Annotated in this window: 18 protein-coding genes; 6 read left to right on the forward strand and 12 right to left on the reverse strand. The window is 70.8% G+C overall.

What is annotated here, in order from left to right:
* Positions 1-8 precede the first annotated feature (8 nt).
* Complete coding sequence (locus tag HDA32_RS30810; protein WP_312863206.1) at positions 9-332, reverse strand: SAM-dependent methyltransferase; 324 nt, start codon at positions 330-332, stop codon at positions 9-11.
* Between HDA32_RS30810 and HDA32_RS30815 the strand changes: the two genes are divergently transcribed.
* Complete coding sequence (locus HDA32_RS30815) at positions 270-785, forward strand: sensor domain-containing protein (RefSeq protein ID WP_312863207.1); 516 nt, start codon at positions 270-272, stop codon at positions 783-785. The two genes, HDA32_RS30810 and HDA32_RS30815, sit on opposite strands and share 63 nt — an antisense overlap.
* A 102-nt stretch (positions 786-887) precedes the next feature.
* Here HDA32_RS30815 and HDA32_RS16315 read toward each other — a convergent pair whose 3' ends face one another.
* Positions 888-1442, reverse strand: a complete 555-nt coding sequence (locus HDA32_RS16315; RefSeq protein WP_179644009.1) for a GNAT family N-acetyltransferase — start codon at positions 1440-1442, stop codon at positions 888-890.
* Between the two features lie 9 nt (positions 1443-1451).
* Positions 1452-2429, reverse strand: a complete 978-nt coding sequence (locus HDA32_RS16320) for a hypothetical protein (protein WP_246334374.1) — start codon at positions 2427-2429, stop codon at positions 1452-1454.
* 1224 nt (positions 2430-3653) lie between these two features.
* Between HDA32_RS16320 and HDA32_RS32225 the strand changes: the two genes are divergently transcribed.
* The 4 genes from HDA32_RS32225 (at position 3654) to HDA32_RS16345 (ending at position 9084) form a co-directional block, all read left to right on the forward strand.
* Complete coding sequence (locus HDA32_RS32225) at positions 3654-5072, forward strand: radical SAM protein (RefSeq protein WP_246335026.1); 1419 nt, start codon at positions 3654-3656, stop codon at positions 5070-5072.
* Positions 5073-5583: 511 nt separating this feature from the next.
* Entirely contained in the window at positions 5584-6552 is a 969-nt protein-coding gene (locus tag HDA32_RS16335; RefSeq protein WP_179644011.1) for an ABC transporter ATP-binding protein, read from the forward strand.
* Positions 6553-6587: 35 nt separating this feature from the next.
* Entirely contained in the window at positions 6588-7340 is a 753-nt protein-coding gene (locus HDA32_RS16340; RefSeq protein WP_179644012.1) for an ABC transporter permease, read from the forward strand.
* Positions 7341-7455: 115 nt separating this feature from the next.
* Positions 7456-9084 carry a flavin-containing monooxygenase gene (locus HDA32_RS16345; RefSeq protein WP_179644013.1) on the forward strand — a complete coding sequence of 543 codons (1629 nt, stop codon included), beginning with the start codon at positions 7456-7458 and terminating at the stop codon, positions 9082-9084.
* On the opposite strand, the gene HDA32_RS16350 is transcribed toward HDA32_RS16345, so the two are convergent.
* Entirely contained in the window at positions 9081-11057 is a 1977-nt protein-coding gene (locus HDA32_RS16350; protein WP_179644014.1) for an oxidoreductase, read from the reverse strand. The genes HDA32_RS16345 and HDA32_RS16350 overlap by 4 nt on opposite strands.
* Positions 11058-11214: 157 nt before the next feature.
* Entirely contained in the window at positions 11215-13209 is a 1995-nt protein-coding gene (locus HDA32_RS31845) for an oxidoreductase (RefSeq protein ID WP_312863208.1), read from the reverse strand.
* 139 nt (positions 13210-13348) lie between these two features.
* Between HDA32_RS31845 and HDA32_RS16360 the strand changes: the two genes are divergently transcribed.
* Positions 13349-14428, forward strand: coding sequence for a Zn-dependent alcohol dehydrogenase (locus HDA32_RS16360; protein ID WP_179644015.1), 1080 nt, complete (start codon positions 13349-13351; stop codon positions 14426-14428).
* A 204-nt stretch (positions 14429-14632) separates the two neighbouring features.
* On the opposite strand, the gene HDA32_RS16365 is transcribed toward HDA32_RS16360, so the two are convergent.
* Genes HDA32_RS16365 through HDA32_RS16395 form a run of 7 tightly spaced genes read right to left on the reverse strand, consistent with a single transcriptional unit; the run spans position 14633 to position 19927 of the window.
* Positions 14633-15058, reverse strand: coding sequence for a Zn-ribbon domain-containing OB-fold protein (locus tag HDA32_RS16365; protein ID WP_246334376.1), 426 nt, complete (start codon positions 15056-15058; stop codon positions 14633-14635).
* Complete coding sequence (locus HDA32_RS16370; RefSeq protein ID WP_312863209.1) at positions 15055-16227, reverse strand: thiolase family protein; 1173 nt, start codon at positions 16225-16227, stop codon at positions 15055-15057. The genes HDA32_RS16365 and HDA32_RS16370 overlap by 4 nt, the downstream gene beginning before the upstream one ends.
* Positions 16224-16691, reverse strand: a complete 468-nt coding sequence (locus HDA32_RS16375; RefSeq protein ID WP_246334378.1) for a hotdog family protein — start codon at positions 16689-16691, stop codon at positions 16224-16226. The genes HDA32_RS16370 and HDA32_RS16375 overlap by 4 nt, the downstream gene beginning before the upstream one ends.
* The gene (locus tag HDA32_RS16380) at positions 16688-17275 is read right to left on the reverse strand and encodes an FAS1-like dehydratase domain-containing protein (protein ID WP_179644016.1); all 588 of its coding nucleotides are present in this window, start codon (positions 17273-17275) and stop codon (positions 16688-16690) included. The genes HDA32_RS16375 and HDA32_RS16380 overlap by 4 nt, the downstream gene beginning before the upstream one ends.
* On the reverse strand, positions 17272-18492 hold the full coding sequence (locus HDA32_RS16385) for a CaiB/BaiF CoA transferase family protein (RefSeq protein ID WP_179644017.1): 1221 nt from the start codon (positions 18490-18492) through the stop codon (positions 17272-17274). The genes HDA32_RS16380 and HDA32_RS16385 overlap by 4 nt, the downstream gene beginning before the upstream one ends.
* Positions 18489-19718: a CoA transferase gene (locus HDA32_RS16390; RefSeq protein WP_179644018.1), complete on the reverse strand. Its 1230-nt coding sequence runs from the start codon at positions 19716-19718 to the stop codon at positions 18489-18491. Before HDA32_RS16390 ends, HDA32_RS16385 begins: the two co-directional genes overlap by 4 nt.
* Positions 19715-19927, reverse strand: a complete 213-nt coding sequence (locus HDA32_RS16395; protein WP_179644019.1) for a ferredoxin — start codon at positions 19925-19927, stop codon at positions 19715-19717. Before HDA32_RS16395 ends, HDA32_RS16390 begins: the two co-directional genes overlap by 4 nt.
* Position 19928 lies beyond the last annotated feature (1 nt).

Below are 19928 nucleotides of genomic sequence, written 5' to 3' on the forward strand. Positions count from 1 at the left end.
CCGCGCCGCTACGGTTTGCGCGCGATGCCCGCCATGAGGACCCGCTGGTGCGGCGCCAGGTCCTCGACCGCGGGAACGGGGGCTTCGGGGTCCTCGGGAAACCACCGCGCCAGGAAGTCCAGGCCGAGCGGGAGGAGCGGCAGACCGGTGAAGTGCGCGCGGATCTCCTCCGGGGACCGGATCCAGCCGTTGCCGAGGGTCTCCAGGCCGGCCCGTTCCATGGCCGCCTGGACGGGGTCGCCGGTGTCGACGAAGTCGGTGACGAACAGGTGGCTGCCCGACGGCAGCGCCTCCACCAGCTCGGCGACGAGGTCGTCGGGCCCCGCTACCACCGGGCTCCGACCGGGGCCCGACCGCTGCGCCGGATGCTCGACCCGCTCGCCTGCGGCCAGAGTTGGCTGGACCTGCTGCACGGCGTGGTGAGCTTCCCGATCTCGGTGACCTCCTTCGCCGCCGTGGTCTCCTGGTGGGCGGTCGCGCTGCTCGGACTGACCTACCCGCTCTACGGGTGGATTGTGACCGGCGCCGGTGGCACCGACGGCCTGCCCGAACTGCTCGGCCTCGGCGACGGCCTGGGGATCGCCACGGCCTTCCACCTGGCGATCGCCGTGGGGTTCACGATCACGCCGCCGTTCGTCGTCCGCACCGTCGCCCTGATCAACGCCGGACTCGGCCAGGCCCTGCCGGCCCCGGTCGGCGCCCGAGGCGCCGCCCCCGGACCGAACTCCACCGGCTTCGTCCCCCATCCGATCCCCTGGACCCCGCGGGGGCGTGAGATTTCCTGAACGGAGGGGCGTGAACGTGCCGGATCAGCGCTCACTTCCGTCGCCAGAGGACCCACCACGTCGTTATCCCACGTCACCAGGGACCATTTACGTGAGTGCAGATTAGGTGTGAATGGTTGCTGTCTTCCATTCATCGTCCAGGACCGAGTGAACGATGGAATCGCGCCAAGCGCCGTGCGCCCGCAGGTGGCGCCGGATGCGTCCTTCTTCGACCATCCCCGCACTGAGCATGACCCGGCGCGATCTCTCATTGTCGGGAGCACGTGCCCCCCAGATGCGCTTGAGGTCCAGGGCACCAAACCCGAGATCGAGGAGGAGCCGGACCGTTTCGCCTCCCAGCCTTTGACCCCACAGTCCCGGTTTGAGCGCGAAACCGATCTGGGCGCTGTGGGGCCGTTCGTCGATAGCGAGGCGTGCGGCCCCAACGAGCTCGTCATCCGGTGTCACGACTGCCAGCATGTAGACCGTTCGGTTCTCGGCCTGTGCATCTTTGATCGCTACCTGGATGACTGCCACGCACTGATCCGCCGTGCGGGGAGTGAATGACAGGTGGCGCGTCGCCGTCTCATCCCCGTAGACCTGGACCAGCCGTTCAGCGTCAGAGAGACGCATCTCTCGCAGTCGAAGCCTGCTGCCGTTTAGCTCGATGGGAAACACGCACTGAGGCTAGCGTCCCGATGTCAGCGCAGCCGCAGGAGCCTGACCATAGCCTTCGATCTCCTGCCGAAGCCGGTTTGCGACTCTGCTCCCCGCGTACTGCCGGTCCCGGAGCGCGCTGTGGACACGCATCGTACTCGCGATGACTCCGGCGACCCGCTGGCCGACCGGCAGTTCCAGAACCGGGGCAAGAGCTTCTGCCGCCCCCTCCAGTTCTCCGCGTGTTGCGCGTACGAAAGCCAGGTCCGCCCTTGCTCCTGCGTCGTCCCCGTAGGCCCAGTCGTCGGAGCCGGTGTTCGCCGCCTCCTCGTATGCCTCGATCGCGGTGAGCGCCGCTTGCTCGGCCTGCTCCTCCTGACCCGGAATCCAGATCCGCGTCTCGGCTCCGTAGTAGAGCTGGCGGCAGCGGGCGAAGCGCATGAGTCCGCCCAGGCCGTCCAAGTCGTCACTCTCTCTGTCGTCCTGAAGGGCGGTTGCACGTGCGAGGTCTTCTGTGGCTCGCTCCCCGTCACCGAGCGACGCCCAGGAACGGGCGCTTTGGGACATGAGCCAGACGGCCGCACTCCCGGTGTGGCGGGTCGCCAGGTCATGCCCGAGATCGGCGTACCTCGCAGCTTCCGAGGTCCATCCTGCCCAGTACGCCATGAGTGACTGCTGCGCTCGCACGCGAATGCGGAGGCCGTCATGTTCTGCGTTGTCGGCGCAGATGTAGGCGGTTCGTGCCTGCTTCATCGCGGAATGGGGATCGCCAAGGTCATGGCTCGCCTTGGCGAGCATGAGCGAGAGCAGCCCGCTCAAGAGGTAGAGGTCCTTCGTCTGGTTCGGGCGCTGGCGCCCCTCCAGGAGACGGAAGGCCACGTCCTGCGTTTCGACGAGATCACCGAGCACGTGGTGAATGGGGCTCCTCGGGTAAGTGCTGGAGATCCGTTCAACTTCGCTGTAGAGCTGCTGAAGGGTCTCCGGCCCGAGGTTGCTGCCCTCTGCCATGGAGCCGAACCGTAGTGCGCGCTGTGCGGCCATCTCTACTTGCCTTTCCGGAGTTACGAAGTTGAAGGGAGCTCGGCCGGCCGGCATCTCCTGTGCCGACGCTGACTGCTGTGCGAGGGCTATCGAGGGGTTCTCCGCTGTACCAATGCGGAGCAGGACACTCCGTTCATGTTCGTCAAGCCTGTCGAGCCCTTCAGGGCACAGCAGCCGTAGTGGAGTCGTGTTGTACAGAGCCGCCAGGGTGGAGATCTGGACTGCTTGAGGCGCTCGGCTGCCTTGTCCTGGCCACATCTCCAAACGGCTGAGAGCCGCTTGGTCCAGGGCAAGGCCAGGAGACTCGCGCCGGTAGCGCTCCGCTACCTCTTCTTGGCTCCAGCCGTGAAGCTGCCGATACGCCGCTAAGGGCGAGCTACCGCACCGGTGGCGAATCTCGTCTGCGATCTCGTCATCGCTTCGCCCCTGCTTTCGCATCCGATCGCGTAGTTGAGTGATCTGCCTCTTCGTCCAGCCCATGTCCAGATCTCCTCGCGGGGGTCTAGACCCAAGGTTGCCCGAGGCGAAGAGCTTCGCAATGGCCGAAACCGCGTTACTCCGCCAGACGGTGACATAGAAGTGTCGCCTCTGCTGCAAATCCGCAGCTCATAGGGGTCAGTTGCTGCATAGAAAGCATGTCCTCAAACCCGGTGACTGGGCGCCGTTCAGCATGTTCGATCTAAGCCAGGGCCAACAGCTCTGACGAGGCGTGAACGAAGAGCCGGTCGGAGAACGACAGGGCGATTAATCCCGACCGTCTCAATCGAAGACGAGAAGTGATGGTTCAGGTGGGCGCGAGAGCCGCGTTGCAGCGACCGGCGACAGATCAATGCACGATCCGCGAGAAAAGGAATGAGATGCCGAACGGCCAGCGCCCCGAGTTGCCGCGACGGCTCGCCCGACTCGCCATCGCGCACACTTCGAGTTCTCCGCACCAAGCCCTCAGAAGATCGACAAGGCTGTGCGCGAAGCGGAACTCCGGTTCGCTTCGCCCCAAGGAGATCACGGTAGCGCTTCGCGCGTTCAGTCTCCCCCCGACTCCATGCGGCGGCCCTCTGGCCCTAGTCCGCACGCCACGTGATCTTGACAGCACGACGATGCAGATCTTCTTGTCCCTCCCAAGGTTACGTGTCGTCGTGCTCAAGCCTGCTCCCCCAAGCCATGACCATTCCCCACTTCGAAGAGGGAGACATGCGACGGCTCAGTTCCACATTCCAAACACTGATTCTGCAGCCCACGCCTCTCTGCAATCTGAACTGTGCGTACTGCTACATCTGTCCATCAAGCCGAAGAACTCGGCGCGATATGCCGCTGCCGGTCGCGGCAGCTCTGGCGTCGAGCGTTCAGGCTCAAGAGTCGAGCAGCATGGTCGACGTCGTCTGGCACGGAGGTGAACCGCTGGCGATCCGTCGCGACCACTTCGAAGAGCTGGTTGAGGTCTTCGAGCTCCTTCGCACCGAGGGACGCATCCGGCACTTCATCCAGACCAACGCCACCTTGATCGACGATGGATGGTGCGACTTCTTCACCAGATACGAGTTTCGTGTGGGAGTGAGTCTGGACGGCCCCGACTCCGCCAGCGCCAACCGCGTCGACTGGGCCGGGAAGCCGGTGTTCCCCCGCATCATGCGCGGAGTGCAGGCACTGAAAAAGCATGGGATCGACTTCTCAGTGATCTGCGTCGTCTTCCCTGAGACGGTCAACGAGCCCGATGCGCTCTTCGACTTCTTCGAGGACCTCGGAGCCGGCAGCGTCGGCTTCAACATCGAGGAATACGAGGGCGCCAACGATAGCCGTCAGAGCATCGACGCGGGAACGGTGCGGCACTTCTGGCGAACGATGTTCGCCCGCTTGGCCAACGGCAGTGATCTGCGGGTGCGCGAGGCCGGAAAGCTCCTCGGCTACCTCGCCGAGGTGAAGGCCGGGAGCGTGCAGGATCGAAGGCGGCACCGTTCAGTCAGTTCGACAACCGCGACACGTGGGACAACCGCGGTGGCGGAGGATTCGACAACCGGCCCACCTGGGACAACTGGAACAAGTAGAGGCAGGCAGAGTGGAAACGAAGGAGATCCGAGGAGTCAAGGTCCTCCTCCCAGTGAAGACGAGGATGCCGTAACGGCCTGGCCGTTCGGCAGTCCTCTGGAGCGCGAGAAGGTCAGCAACACCGAGTTCCGGGGCGTGGACCTGTCGTCGCATCGGTGGAAGGACATCACCGTAACCCGATGCCGGTTCAGCAACGCACGGTTCATGGGACTCGCCCTTGCAGGCGCTTCTCTCTCGGATGTGCTGTTCGAGAACTGCCAGTTCGACTTCGCGGTTCTGGACCGGCTGAAGGTGGCCGGCGATGTCGCCTTCATCGGCTGCTCGTTCAAGGAGGCCGCCTTCTCCAACAGCGACCTCAGCAGGGCCGTGTTCGACGACTGCACACTGAGCGGCGCCGAGTTCGACTCCACGAGGATGCAGGACGCCGACCTGCGGGCCAGCAACCTCTCGGGGATCTCCGGCCTGTCATCACTGAAGGGTGTACAGGTGACGGAAGCGCAGCTTGCGGACCTGTTCCAGGCCCTCGCCAGTGAACTGGAGCTGAAGGTCACAGACATCGATGGTTGACGCACCACCGGTCTGCACCGAGCTCGATCGGGGCCGCTCCGATCGATGAACCCTGAAGTGCGGCACGCACTGAGCCGGTGGCTGACCTCGGCGCCGCAAGAGACGGGGCCTTCGCTGAACTGAGCAAGGCCCCGTGTTCTGCGTTCGGGCACGGTAGGCGATGAGTCGCTGCAACTCGTCGGCAAGGGCGGCCGGTCCTCGGGCGAGAAGCAGCGGACGAGTCGATGCGGCCGCAAGGCGCCGGACATCCAGGATATCTCGGAATTTCTTTTCCGGATCGAGAGAAGCCCATTTCAGCGGAGGAATTCGGCGCGAAAAAGGTGTGCCGGCGTGGTGCCCGTCCACTTCGGGCGGTCGTGTTTGCGCAGGTCGGAGCAAACGTGAACGCTATGTTCGCGTTTGCCAAATCCGGATTGCGCGGGCAAAGATGAATCATCTTCGAATAAGCCCCCGACCTGGGGTTTCTTCGCCATGCCCGGAAACATCCGCACCGACCCCCGAGGAGGGGACGATGATCCATGCCCGAGGACTGACCCGGCGGTTCAAGGTCAAACGGGCCGGTGTCGAGGCCGTGCGCGGCCTGGACCTCGATGTGGAGGCCGGCCAACTGGTCGCCTTCCTCGGCCCGAACGGGGCCGGCAAGTCCACCAGCCTGCGCATGCTGACCTCCCTGCTGCCGCCGACATCGGGGACGGCGACCGTGGCCGGCTGCGACATCGTCACCGACCCGGCCGGGGTGCGCGCCCGCATCGGCTACGTGGGGCAGAAGAACAGCGCCGGCGAGAACTACCGGGTCCGCGACGAGCTGGTGACCCAGGGGCGCTGCTACGGCCTCACCCGCGCCCGGGCGCACCGCAGGGCCGACGAGGTCCTCGGCCTGCTGGGCCTGGAGCCGCTGGCCGACCGCAAGCCCGGCACCCTGTCGGGCGGCCAGCGCCGCCGCCTCGACATCGCCCTGGGGCTCGTGCACCGGCCCGACCTGCTGTTCCTGGACGAGCCCTCCACCGGCCTCGACCCGCACAGCCGCGCCGAGATCTGGGAGCACATCCTGCGGCTGCGCGCGGAGTACGGCACGACCCTCTTCCTGACCACCCACTACCTGGAGGAGGCCGACAGCATGGCCGAGCGGGTGGTGATCATCGACAACGGCCGGATCATCGCCGACGGGACGGCCGAGCGGCTGAAGAGCGACCTGGCGGGCGACCGCGTCACGGTCACCGTCGGCGAGGAGCCGGACGCGGCGCGGGCGGCCGAGGTCGCCGCCCGGATCGCTGCACCGGGCGGGGTCGGCACCGAGGGGACGACGGTGCGGCTGCGGGTGGCCCGCGCGGGCGCGGCGCTGCCGGAGTACCTGCGCTCGCTGGAGGCGATCGGCGTGAAGGTCGCCACCGCCGAGACCGCCCGCCCCACGTTGGACGACGTGTTCCTCGCGCTCACCGGCCGCAGCCTGGGCGACGACGACTCCCACAGCGACGCGTGACCGTCCCCGCCCCTCGAAAGGAGGCGAAAGACCCCGTGAAGTTCGTCCGTGACACCGCGACGGTGTTCTCCCGCGAATTCACCCCGATGCTGCGCGAGCCCCTGGGCCTCGTCTTCGACATGGCGCAACCCCTGCTGTTCCTGTTCCTGTTCGGTTCGCTGCTGGACGGGACTCCGGGCTTGGGCGGCGCAACGTCCTGGCAGTGGTTCGTGCCCGGAATCCTGGTCATGATGTGCCTGTTCGGGCCGATGTCGGCCGGGTACAACCTGCTGGTCGAGCTGATCGGCGGCTCGACGGAGCGGATGCTGGTCACTCCCCTGAACCGCACGGCGATGCTGGTCGGCCGGACCCTGAAGGAGTCCGTGATCCTGCTGGTCCAGGCGGTGCTGATCATCGCCGTCGCGCTTCCGCTGGGCTTCCGGCTGCACCCGGCGGGCGTCCTGGCCGGACTGGCGCTGCTGATCGTGTTCGGCGTCGGGCTTGGCTCCCTCTCCTTCGTGCTGGCGATCAAGTCGCAGCCGGGCGGCACCCTGTTCTACGTCGTCACCCAGATGCTGATGTTCCCGCTGCTGCTGCTGTCGGGTCTGCTGCTGCCGGTGGACTTCGGCCCGGCCTGGCTGCAGGTCCTCGCCGGGCTGAACCCGGTCTCCCACATCGCCGACGCGCAGCGGGCGCTGTTCGCCGGCCGGCTCTTCGACGCCTCGGTGCTGCACGGCGCGCTCGCGGCCTGCGCCATCGCCGCGGTGGGCCTCGCGTTGGGCAACCGGGCCATGCGGCGCGGCATCTGAGCGCCCGGAGGGGCCGGACGCCGGGCCCGGCCCCTCCGGCACCTGGATCGCCTCCACTGGTAATGATACTATTCATGCGCATTGATTATGGAGGATCGGAACCGGAGGAGACGCCATGGCGGGGCAACGCTCGATCGATCCGCGGCGGCGGCCGCCCCGAGAAGTGGACGTGCTGGTCGTGGGCGCCGGTTTCTCCGGCCTGTACGCGCTGCACCGGCTCAGGGAGGCCGAGCGCGCGGTACACCTCGTCGAGGCCGCCGACGACGTGGGGGGCGTCTGGTACTGGAACCGCTACCCCGGCGCGCGCTGCGACATCGAAAGCGTCGACTACTGCTACTCGTTCTCCGACGAGCTGATCCAGGAGTGGGACTGGACCGAGCGCTACCCGGCCCAGCCGGAGATCCTGCGCTACATCAACCACGTCGTCGACAGGTTCGGCCTCCGCGACGGCATCACCTTCGGCACCCGGGTGACCGCGGCGGCCTTCGACGAGGAGGCCGACACCTGGACGGTCGAGACCGACCGGGGCGACGCGGTCACGGCGCGCCACGTCATCATGGCGACCGGCCAGCTCTCGGTGGCGAAGCTGCCGGAGATCCCGGGCCTGGACGACTTCGCCGGCGAGTTCCACCACACCGGGAACTGGCCGCACGAGGGCGTCGACTTCACGGGCCGGCGCGTCGGCGTCATCGGAACCGGGTCGTCGGGGATGCAGTCCATCCCGCACATCGCCGAGCAGGCCGAGGAGCTGACGGTCTTCCAGCGCACGCCGCACTTCGCGATGCCGGCGCGCAACCGGCCGCTCGACCCCGACCACGTCGCCGACCTCAAGTCGCGCTTCGCCGAGTACCGCGAGCAGGCGCGCGACCATCCCGGGGGCACGCACCGGTTCCTGGGACGGGAATCGGCCCTGGAGGTGGACCCGGAGGTGCTGCGGGAGACGTTCGAGGGCCACTGGCGCACGGGCGGACCCGACATCCAGGCCTCCTTCCGCGACCTCACCACCGACCGCGCGGCCAACGAGAAGGCCGCGGAGTTCGTGCGCTCCAAGATCCGCGAGGTCGTCGACGATCCCGAGGTCGCCGAGGCGCTGTCCCCCAAGGGCTACCCGTTCGGGACGAAGCGGCTCGTCCTGGAGATCGACTACTTCACCACCTTCAACCGCGGCAACGTCCGGCTGGTCGACACGCTGGCCACGCCCATCGAGCGGATCACCCCCGGCGGCGTGCGGACCTCCGAGCAGGAGTACGAGCTCGACGCCCTGGTGCTGGCGACCGGATTCGACGCGATGACCGGCGCACTGCTCAAGATCGACTTCCGCGGGGTCGGCGGGGTCGCCCTGAAGGAGAAGTGGGCCGCGGGACCGCGCACCTACCTGGGCCTGTCCACGGCCGGATTCCCCAACCTCTTCTTCATCGCCGGGCCGGGGAGCCCTTCGGTGATCAGCAACATGCTCGTCTCCATCGAGCAGCACGTCGAGTGGGTCACCGACTACATCGAGCACATGTTCAAGAACGGGCTGGTGCGCTCCGAGGCGGTCCTCGAAGCGGAGGACGCCTGGGTGCGGCACGTCAACGAGGTCGCCGACGCGACCCTCTACCCCGTCGCCGACTCCTGGTACCTCGGCGCCAACGTGCCCGGCAAGCCCCGCGTCTTCATGCCCTACGTCGGCGGTGTCGGCCGCTACCGCAGGATCTGCACCGAGGTGGCCGCCGACGACTACCGGGGGTTCCGCACCACCTAGACGAGGGCCGCGAGGGCGTGGGCCTGCCGGGTGGCGAACGTGATGCGCCTGGGCGCGTAGGCGTCGCCGAGCACGTGCACATCGGCGCCCCCGGCGCCGGTGCTCTTCAACTCGCGGTGCAGTCCGTCGTCGGCGACGCCGCCCGCCGCGATGACCACGCTGTCGAACCCGGTGACCTCGCCCTCGACGTCGGAGTAGACGTTGCGGGTGCGCACCCGGCCCGGCTCGATCCCCACCACCCTGCTCATCGGCGTGAACTCCGCCCCGGCCGTTGAGAGGGCGCCCAGCGCCGAGCCGATGGTGTACTTGCCCACCAGCGGAGCCGGCCCCGGGGTCGGGTGGATCAGGTGGACCCGGTGCCCCCGGTCGGCGAGGAACCCGGCGACCGTCAGCGGCTGCATGTGGTCCTCCATCGCGACGACCACGGCGCGCCGGCCCACCCGCGCCGCACCGGTCAGCACGTCCCGTGCCTCGACGACGAAGGGCAGCCGCGCCCCGGGGATCTCCGGCGCGCGCGGGACGGAGCCGGTGGCCACCGCGACCACGTCGGCCCCGAACTCCGCCACGCCCCGCTGCGTCGCCTCCCGGCCGAGCTCGACCGCCACGCCCGCCCGCTGCAGCCGGCCCTCCTGCCAGGCGACGAAGTCGCGGTAGGCCGCGTTCTCCCGCGCCAGCCCTGCGACCAGCATCTGACCGCCCAGCGCGGGCCCGCGCTCCCACAGCGTGACCGCGTGCCCGCGTTCGGCGAGCAGCCCCGACAGCTCCATGCCCGCCGGTCCGCCGCCGACCACCAGCACCTTCTTCGGCCGTTCGGTCCGGGGAAGGGGTCCGTCGACCTCGCGGCCGGCGTGCGGGTTCACCGAACAGGCGAACCCCAGCCCGTCGACGAGGCGCCGATGGATGCACTCGTTGCACCCGATGCACGGGCGGACCTCGCGGGTCCGGCCCGAACGCGCCTTGGCGACGACCTCGGCGTCGGCGATGAACGCGCGCGCCATCCCGACCACGTCCGCGCATCCCCCGGCCAGAACCTCCTCCCCCGCCTGGGCGGTGGTGATCCGGCCGGTGTAGACCACGGGCAGGCCGACCGCCCGCCTGAGCCGGCCGGCCAGGTCGGCCCAGTGCGCCTGCGGGTAGTGGTGCGGCTGGATGTAGCTGGGCGCTCCCCAGTTGTCTCCCACGACGACCGACAGGTAGTCGATCCCGCCCGTGGCCTCAAGGGCCTTGGCGATCTCCACCGCTCCGGCCGCGTCGTAGCCGCCCGCGAGCGCCTGGTAGAGGTTCATCCGCACGCCGAGCGTGAAGTCGCGGCCGACCTCGGCGCGGATCGCGCCGATGATCTCGGTGACGAAGCGCAGCCGACCCGTCAGGTCGCCGCCGTACTCGTCCTCGCGGCGGTTGGAGACCGGGGACATGAACCACTCGATCAGGTCGTCGTGGTTGGCGTGCAACTCGACCCCGTCCAGTCCGGCCCGCCGGGCGAGCCCGGCCGACCGGGCGTACTCCTCGACGAACCACGCGATCTCGCCGCGGTCGAGCCCGTGCGACACCTGGTTGGCGACGTAGGCGGTGACGGCCGGCGACGGACCGTGCGGCATTCCGCCCTGCATGATGATCTGCGCCGTGGCGCGGGCCCCCTCTGCGTGCATCGCCTCGGAGAGCCTGCTCATCCGGTCGTGGAAGAACGGGAGCCGGAAGACCCCGTTGACCCTGGCGCCGACGCCCGTGGGCTCGAACCCGGGCACCAGGTTGTTCTCCAGCGCGGCGCTGATGCCGCCCATCCAGGCCAGGCCCGCCCGCGCCCGCTCGGCCCAGTAGGCGATGTTGCGGTCGGCCCCGTCCTCGTCGGGGCCCCAGAGGTCGCCGATCAGCGACGCGTGGGGCGTGGCCATGATCCGGTTCGGCAGTTCCATGCGGCCGATGCGCACCGGCGTGAACAGGTGCTCGAACCGCGTCTCGCTGCGTGCTTGCAATTCAGGCCGCCTTCCAGCAGACGATCGACCGGTCTCGCGCCGGGACCGGTTCCGAACCCGGCACAAATTCCTTATAAATGTTTTCTTGGAAGGACCCGGACCGCGCGGAGCGGCGCCGGATCGGCGGGGCCTCGGCGGAGCGGCGATCGGGCACCGGTCACTCCTGCAGCGTCCGCGCCAGGGCGTGGGCCTGGCGGGTGGCGAAGACCAGCCGGCGGGGGGCGAACGCGTCGCCCAGGACGTGGACCCGCGCGATCCGGTCGCGCAGCCGCTCGTACAGGGCGGCGTCGGAGTCGCCGCCGCACGCGAGCACGACGGAGTCGAACCCGGTCAGCTCCTCGGTCCGCCCCGAATAGACGTTGCGCACCTCCACGCCGCCGTCCCGGACCGCGGTGACCTCCTCCATGAGGCGGAACGCGACGCCGCGCCGGTGCAGCCGCGCGAGGATGCCGCCCAGGATGTAGCGGCCGAGGAGCTCGGCCGGCTGCGCGGTCGCGTAGACGACGGTGACGTCGTGCCCGCGTTCGCTGAGGAGGTCGGCGACGCTCAGCGGCGGCAGGTGGTCGTCCTGCGCCACCACGACCACCCGGTGCCCGACAGCGGCGCCGCGCAGCACGTCGCGGATCTCCACGGCGCCGTCCCCGTCGGCCCCCTCGATCGGCGGCAGGTGCGGGGTGGCACCCGTGGCCACGGCGACCACATCGGCGCCGTCCGCCACCACCGCGTCGGCGTCCGCCCGGAACCCGAGCCGCGTCTCGACGCCCAGGCGCTCCAGCCTGCGGACCTGCCAGTCCAGGTAGCGGGCGTACTGGTCGTAGCCCGGGGCCTTCGCCGCGATCCGCAACTGCCCGCCGAGCCCGTCGCCGGCCTCCCACAGCCGCACCGAGTGCCCGCCCTCCGCGGCGAGGGCGGCGAGCTCCATGCCCGCGGGCCCGCCGCCGACCACGAGCAGGCGCCCGGGCTCGGCTGCCCGGCCCCACGGCCCCTCGACCTCCTTCGCGGCGTGCGGGTTGACCGCGCAGCCGAACGGCAGCCGCTCCACGTAGGCGCGGCTGATGCAGTCGTTGCCGCCCACGCAGGGCCGGATCTCGTCGAGCCGACCCTCGCGGGCCTTGGTCAGCAGGTTCTGCTCCGCGATGTAGGCGCGCGCCATCCCGACCACGTCGGCGTGGCCGGCGGCCAGCACGTCCTCGGCGACCTGGACGCTGTTGACGCGGCCGGTGTAGACGATCGGCAGCGTCAGCGCCCGCCGGACCTCGGCGGCCATGTCGGACCATTGGGCCGGTTCGTAGAACTGCGGCTGGATGTAGCTGGGGTCGCCCCAGGACGAACCGATGACCAGGTGCAGGAAGTCGATGAGCCCGGTGGATTCGAGGTACCGGGCGATCACGACGCCGTCGGCCGCGTCGTAGCCGCCCGGCGCCTCTTCGCGCATGGTGAACCGGACGCCCAGCGTCATGCCGGCGCCGATCTCCCCGCGCACCGCCTCCAGCACCTCCAGCGCGAACCGGGCGCGGTTGCCCAGGGAGCCGCCGTACTCGTCCGCGCGGTGGTTGGTGTGCGGCGAGAGGAACCATTCGAGCAGGTCGTCGTGGTTGAGGTGCAGTTCGATGCCGTCGAGTCCGGCCAGCCGCGCCCGCCGCGCGGAGAACCGGTACTCCTCGACGTAGTCGGCGATGTCCCGCCTGCTCAGGACGTGCGGGCGGAAGTTGTACAGCGGTGAGCCGAGCCGCTGCGACGGGGCGTGCGGGACACCGCCGATCACGGTCAACTGCGACGTCACGGTCGCCCCCGCGGCGTGCATGGCCGAGACGAACCGCCGGACCCGCTCCACGAAGAGCGGCGAGCGGTAGTTGCCTTCGGTCTCCGCGCCGTAGCCGTGCGGCTCGAAACCGGGGATGAGCGGGTTGCGGATCCGGCCCCGGACCCCGTCGATCCAGGACGCCCCGTCCCTGGCCCGGGACTCCCAGTAGGCGATGGCCCGCGCCGCGTCGTCCTCCGCCCCCCACAGGTCGCCGATCGCGGAGCCGTGCGGCGGCATCATGATCCGGTTGCGCAGCCGCATCGTCCCGATCCGGATCGGCGAGAAGACGTGCGGAAATGCGGCGCCGCCCCGGTCGGCCGGGGCTGAGGTGTTCGATGTGGTCGTCACGTGCGTCTCCCGGGTGGTCCCTGCTCCGTCGACCGCCGTGGCCTGGGCGCGCGGTGCGCCAACCGGAGGCTAATCTATGATTTCCATAATCAACAATATAAGCTAATTCCGTCCCTGAACCAAGCCCAGAGGAGTCGCCATGAAGGCAGCCGTCCTGCGCGAGTTCGACAGCGACCTGGAGATCGAGGACGTCGACGTCGCGGACCCCGCGCCCGATGAGGTCCTGATCCGGGTCGCCGCCTCCGGCGTGTGCCACTCCGACCGGACCATGCAGCTCGGAGCCCAGCCCCTGGCGCTCCCGCTCGTCCTCGGCCACGAGGCCGCGGGCGTCGTCGAGCGGGTGGGCGACGACGTCGCCTACGTCCGGCCCGGCGACCGCGTCGCCACGTGCGCCTCCGCCTTCTGCGGCGTCTGCCGCTGGTGCATGCGCGGAGAACTCCAGCACTGCGAGGAGAAGAAGCGCTCGCGCCCGCCGGGCCTGCGGCCCCGGCTCTCCTCCGGGGACCGGGCCGTCGAGGCCTTCGTCGGCCTCGGCGGGTTCGCCGAGCAGTTGCTCGTGCACGAGCGCACCGTGGTCAGGCTCCCCGACGAGATGCCGCTGGACCGCGCGGCCCTGCTCGGCTGCGCGGTGATCACCGGGCTCGGCGCCGTGCGCCGCGCCGCGAAGGTCCAGGCCGGCGAGACCGTCGCGGTCATCGGCTGCGGCGGGGTCGGCCTCAACGTCGTCCAGGGCGCCCGCATCGCCGGCGCGTCGCGGATCGTCGCGGTCGACCGGATCGCCGGCAAACTCGACCTCGCCCGGCGGTTCGGCGCCACCGACACCGTCGACGCCGGTGCCGCCGACCCCGTCGAGGCCGTGCGGGAGCTCACCGGCGGCGGCGTCGACCACGCCATCGAGGTGGTCGGCGTCGCCGCGACCATCGAGCAGGCGTTCCAGATGCTCGACACCATGGGGACCGCGACCGTCGTCGGCGTCGCCCGGCCCGATGTCGAGGTCCGCATCCCGGCCACCGACCTGCTCCTGGAGAAGCGCCTGCAGGGGACGAAGATGGGCTCGACCCGATTCCGCCTCGACATCCCGCTGTACAGCCGGCTGTACCTGGACGGCCGGCTGGAACTCGACGCGCTGCTCAGCGACCGGCTCCCGCTCTCCGACGTCAACACCGCCCTGGCCGGACTCGACAACCCGCTCGGCGCGCGAGCCGTCCTGACGTTCTAGCGTCGCCTCGTTCTCCGCCGATCCCGGCGCCGTGCACGCTGTCGCGCGCGGTCCGGGGCGCACGGCGTCGGGACCTCCGAAAAGGGGGCGCTACCGGGCGACGGCCGACAGCAGGGCCGCCGCCCGCAGCGGGCCCGGCCCGCTCTTGTCCCGGCGCAGCGGCACGCCGCCTCCTCCGCCTCGTTGACGCACTTCGCGGCCTCCTCAGTCCCGTCGGGCGGCGAGCAGCCCGACCGGCACGGCCTCCCCGCCCTCGGGCCGCACGAAGTCCACCCGCACGGGCAGCCCCGCGCGCAGCTCCGAGCCGTCGGCGTCGACGAGCCGCAGCGTCAGCCACGGCCCTTCGGCCATCTCGACGACTCCGACGACCGCGTCGGCCGCCGGTTCGCCGTCCTTCGCGCGACCGGGAACGACGGTCCAGCTGACCAGCTCGCCCTCGCCCTTGGCCTGGCGCCACTGGAGGTCGGCGGCCCCGGTCGCCGAGCACACCAGGGCCGCGGGCTCCGACCACGCGCCGCTGCCGGGCGAGTAGCGCAGCAGCAGCCTCCCCTGCGCGGCGGCGTCGAAGAACGGCGCGGAGTGGTCGTCGCGCACGACGGGGGTCAACGGCATCTCGGCTCCCATGCTCATGCGGCCTTGGCGTGCGGGCTGACGATGAGCGTGGCGTGGAAGTCCAGCACCCCGCCGTTACCGCTCACCATGATCAGGTCGTGGTCGGGCACCTGGCGCGCGCCGCCCTGGCCGCGCGCCTGGATGACCGCCTCCGACAGCGGGGTCATCCCCCACATGTAGTACGACGACAGCTCGCCGCCGCCCGTGTTGGTCGGGTGACTGCCGCCGGGGGCGAGAGCCCCGCTGGCGACGAACTCACCGCCCTCGCCCTTGGCGCAGAACCCGTAGTCCTCCAGGGTGATCAGGGTGGTGTAGGTGAAGCAGTCGTAGATCTGGCGGACGCCGATGTCGCCGACCGTGACCCCGGCCATCTTCAGCGCGGCGGGACCCGACCGGGCCGCGCCGCTGACCAGTCCGAAGTCGCTGCCGCGGCCGTTGCGGTACCCGGGGTGGGCCTGCCCCCAGCCCCAGACGTGCACGGGCGGTCGGACCAGGTCGGCGGCCCGGTCGGCACCGGTGACGATGACCGCGATGGCCCCGTTGCTCACCAGGCAGCAGTCGAGCAGGCGCAGCGGGTCGGCGATGAGCCGCGACTCCTGGTGGTCGGCGAGCGTGATCGGTTCGCGTTTCTGGGCGAGCGGGTTCATCGCGGCCCACTGGCGCGCGGCGACCGCGACGGCGCCGAGCTGCTCGCTGGTCGTGCCGTAGGTCTCCATGTGCCGCCGGGCCGCGACGGCGTAGCGCGCCGGCGCGGACTTCAGGCCGGAGGCCGCCGGCAGCGACTCGACGCCGCGCAGCGTCCCGCCGCTCCCGGAGTAGGCCGCTCCGGCCCCGCTCCCCTGCTTCAGGGGCGCGTCGGCGTACACGCACGCGACCACGTCGGCCGTTCCCGAGGCGATCGCCATCGAGGCGTACTGCACCATCTGGACGGCCGAGGAGCCGAACCCCTGGACGGTCGAGAGCAGCCGCAGGTCGCGCAGTTGCAGCGCGGACTGCAGGCGCAGGTCGATGTCGTTGTTGACGCCGGGGTTGACCAGGAGGCCGTCGATGTCGCCGAGGGCGATCCCCGCGTCGGCGGCCGCCCGCGAGACCGCGTCGATCGCGAACTCCGCCGGTGTCGGCCCGTAGACCCTGCCGAGCTCGGTCATGCCCAGCCCGGCGATCGCCGCCGTTGTGCCGGTGCTCACGCGCTCCCCTCCTCTCGGCGGGGCAGCGCGACCTCGACGACGCCGGGGCCGACGCTCACGCCGGCCGAGTTCTCGCATCTGATCGCGATCTCGACCACTCCCGCACCGTCCTCGATCCTGGTCTCCCCGACCTCGGCGCGCACCCACATCGTGTCGCCGACGTGGTTGAACGCCCGCATCCGGAAGCCGCGCAGGCTCCGGATCACGCCGTCGGGGCCGGTCCAGTCGCGCACGCACCGCTCCCAGGCGCCCAGCAGGAAGGAGGTGTTGGCGTACATCTCCTCGGCGCCCGTGCTGCGCGCGTACTCGGTGTTGTGGTGGATGGAGTTGAAGTCGCGGTTGGCCCCCGCGGCCATCACCAGCCGGTAGACCGTCAGCGGGTAGGCCACGGCGGGCAGTTCGTCGCCGACCGCCACGTCGTCGAAGAGCCGCCGCGTCGTCACATCGGTCATCGTCTCGTTCAATCCTCGTCCTTGGGCACGTAGGCGTAGGTCCCGATCCGGATGCGCGCGACGACCTCCCCGGCCTCGGTCACCACGTCGCTCTCCCACTTCATGAACGCGCCGCGCCCGACCGAGGTCTCCTTGGGCTCGCACGACAGGAGGCGGTTGGAGCGCCGGCCGATGCGCTCGCCGGCCACCACCGGGCGGACGAAGTCGATGGCGACGTCGGTGCCGAAGAAGCCGCTGGTCCTGGGGCCGAGCGGCATGTCCTGGTTGTTGATCGGGCTCTTCACCGGCTGGGCGTCGCGGTCGTCGGTGTCGAACAGCACCTCCCCCGGCCGCCGCATGGCGGGGATGGTCCAGGCGACGACGCCCGTGGCGGGCATCGTCACGTCGTCGAAGCCGGCGGCCCGCGTCGCTCGTTCATCGGTGTGCAGGGCGCAGTCGAACTCCAGCGGTTCGAGGTAGCGGCGGATGGCCCCGCGCTCGACCGGGTCGGCCCCCATCGTCGCCGCGCCCGGTGCGAAGTCCCGGCCGACCGCGTCGACGACCGGCTGCCACTCGGCCTTCCAGTCCTGCCCGGTCGCTGTCGCTTCAGCGGTCAAAGAAGTACTCCGTCCTCGGTCAGTCGTGCGATCCGGTCGTCGGTGTAGCCCAGGACCTCGCGCAGGACGAGCGCGTTGTCCCGGCCCAGCGTCGGCGCCGGCCCGGCGGGGCGCCCCGGCGTGTCCGAGAGCAGGTAGCGCGGCCCCTCCACCACCGCCTCGCCGTGCAGCCGGTGCGGCAGCCGCACGATGTGGCCCCGCTCCGCGAGTTGCGGGTCCGACACGAAGTCCGCACTGGAGGCCGACCGGTGCGCCGGGACCCCGACCGCCTGCAGGCGCCGCTCGACCTCTTCGGCCCGCAGGCCGGCGGTCCAGCGCGCGAGCTGCTCGTCGAGGAGGTCGGCGTGCTCGCGCCGCTGCCCGGCGGTCCGCAGGTCGGCGCGGGCGGCCAGGTCGGCGCGGCCCATGGCCTCGGCCAGCCTCGGCCACTCGGCGTCGTCGCGCACCGCGATCGCGACGAAGCGGTCGGCGCCGTCCTCGCGCAGGCACGGGTACACGCCGTGCGGTGCGCAGACCTCGTCGCGGTTGCCCCGGCGCCGGGCGACGGCGCCGTCGATCCCGTAGTGGGCGACCTGGGGCGAGAGGAAGAAGGTCCCGGCCTCGATCTGGGCGACGTCGATGTGGCGCCCCGCCCCGGTGCGGCGGCGGTTCTCGACCGCGGCGAGCAGCGCGACCAGCGCGAGCCGCGGTCCGACGTAGTCGGTGTAGGGGCCGAACGGCCCCGTGGGCAGGTCGTCCTCCCAGCCGACGAGGTTCTGGAACCCGCTCAGGGAGGCGCCGACGTTGCCGTAGCCGGCCAGCGCCGACCACGGCCCCGACTGCCCGGCGATCGACGTGCTGAGCATGATCAGGGATGGGTCCTCCCGCGACAGCGAGGCGTAGTCCAGCCCCCATTTGGCCATCTGGCCGGGCGAGAACGACTCGATGACCACGTCGGCCCACGCCGCGAGGTCCCGCACGACCGCGCGGCCCTCCTCGGTCTTCAGGTCGACCGTCACGCCCAGCTTCCCGGCGTTGCAGTTGCCGTACAGCGCGGAGTTCTCCTCGCCGGGGGCGCCGCCGTGGAAGGGCTGCATCAGGCGCGCCGTCTCGATGCGGCGGCTCGACTCCACCCGGACGACCCGTGCGCCGAAGTCGGCGAGCGCGCGCCCGACCAGCGGGCCGGCGACGACCCAGGACAGGTCCAGGACCTTCAGCTCCGCCAGGGCCGCGGTCATGACGCCGCCTCCGCCCCGGCCCCGGCGAGCCAGTCGCCGACGACCTCCTCGGTGTGCTCGCCGATGCGGGGCGCCCCGCGGCGCACCCCGGGTCGGCCGTCGCCGCCGACCTGCGCGATCGCGCCCGGGATCCGGACCGGCACCCCGTCGATGTGCACGTGCGCCCAGTAGCCGCGCTCCTCCAGGTGCCGGCTCGCGCAGACGTCGGCGACGTCGAAGATCGCCATGCACAGCAGCCGGTGCTCCATCGCGGCCTCCAGCACCTGGCTCTTGGTCCGCGTGGCCAGGAAGGAGCCGACGGCGGCGCGCGCCTCGTCGAGGTCGCCGCCGGTCAGCTCGCCCTCGGCGATGAGTTCGGGCACGGCCTTCCAGTCCCACGCGGCGATGCGCCCGCTGACCGCCCCCTCCGAGTGCAGCCAGGTGAAGAGCCGGTTGGTGAAGTCGCCCGACGCCGGTCCCATCGACAGGTGCAGCTCCACCATGCCGTCCCTGCACCGCCATTTCTTGAGCCGGTTGGGGGTGGCCGCGCCGCTGCCGCTCTTGTCGCCGCCCGCGACGGGCCGGCGGTGCCACTCGGGCCTGGCGTCGCCCACCGCGTGCGCCAGCACCCTGGCCAGGGTCGCCACCCCCAGGCTCGCCTGCGCCGAGACGTCGACGACCTGTCCGCGGCCGGTCGAGCCCCTGGCCAGCACGGCGAGCATGGCGCCGGCCGCGGCGTCGGCGCTCGCGTGCAGGAAGGCCTGCGGGACGCTGATGCGCAGGGGCGGCCGGTCGCCGTCGCGGTGCGGGTCCAGCGGGCCGCCCGCGGCCCAGACCACGAGGTCGCTGTCGGCGTAGCCGGCCTTGGGGCCGGTCCACCCGAACGCGCTGATCACGGTGTAGATCAGACCCGGGTCGTCCGCGCGCAGTGCCTCCGGGTCCAGCCCGCGCTCGCGCAGCCAGTCGGCGGGCATCGAGGTGACGACGACGTCGGCCCGGCGGGCCAGCGCGCGCACGGTCGCGCACCCCTGCTCGCTGTCGAGGTCGAGGCCGACGCCGCGCTTGTTGGCCGCGAACGTCTCCCAGAACATCGACGATCCGGTGGCGGCGACCGGCGGCACCGACCGCGCGCTCGACCCCGCCGCGGGCTCGACCTGGACGACGTCGGCCCCCAGGTCGGCGAGCAGCCGGCCGCACAGGAGGCCGCGCTCGTCGGTCAGGTCGAGGACCCTGATGTGCCCGATCATCGGTCGGGGTGCTCCTCCACGATCGAGATCGCCCCCTCCGGGCACGCGTCCGCGGCCTCGCGGGCCTGGTCGAGCAGGTCACCGGGGATCCGCAGGGTCTGGCCGGACTGGGCCACGAAGCCCTGCTCGTCGTCGGAGAGCAGGTCGGCGGCGACCGAGTAGCAGCGGCCGTGCCCCATGCACGCGGCGGCGTCGACGGAGATGAACACG

It is taken from the genome of Spinactinospora alkalitolerans, from assembly GCF_013408795.1.
GTDB classification, from domain to species: domain Bacteria; phylum Actinomycetota; class Actinomycetes; order Streptosporangiales; family Streptosporangiaceae; genus Spinactinospora; species Spinactinospora alkalitolerans.

Bases quoted from the DNA above. Each gene is read 5' to 3' on its own strand.
- HDA32_RS16320 (WP_246334374.1), bottom strand. From the start codon at position 2,429: ATGGCAGAGGGCAGCAACCTCGGGCCGGAGACCCTTCAGCAGCTCTAC.
- HDA32_RS32225 (WP_246335026.1), top strand. From the start codon at position 3,654: ATGCGACGGCTCAGTTCCACATTCCAAACACTGATTCTGCAGCCCACG.
- HDA32_RS16335 (WP_179644011.1), top strand. From the start codon at position 5,584: ATGATCCATGCCCGAGGACTGACCCGGCGGTTCAAGGTCAAACGGGCC.
- HDA32_RS16345 (WP_179644013.1), top strand. From the start codon at position 7,456: ATGGCGGGGCAACGCTCGATCGATCCGCGGCGGCGGCCGCCCCGAGAA.
- HDA32_RS16360 (WP_179644015.1), top strand. From the start codon at position 13,349: ATGAAGGCAGCCGTCCTGCGCGAGTTCGACAGCGACCTGGAGATCGAG.
- HDA32_RS16365 (WP_246334376.1), bottom strand. From the start codon at position 15,058: ATGAGCATGGGAGCCGAGATGCCGTTGACCCCCGTCGTGCGCGACGAC.
- HDA32_RS16385 (WP_179644017.1), bottom strand. From the start codon at position 18,492: ATGACCGCGGCCCTGGCGGAGCTGAAGGTCCTGGACCTGTCCTGGGTC.
- HDA32_RS16390 (WP_179644018.1), bottom strand. From the start codon at position 19,718: ATGATCGGGCACATCAGGGTCCTCGACCTGACCGACGAGCGCGGCCTC.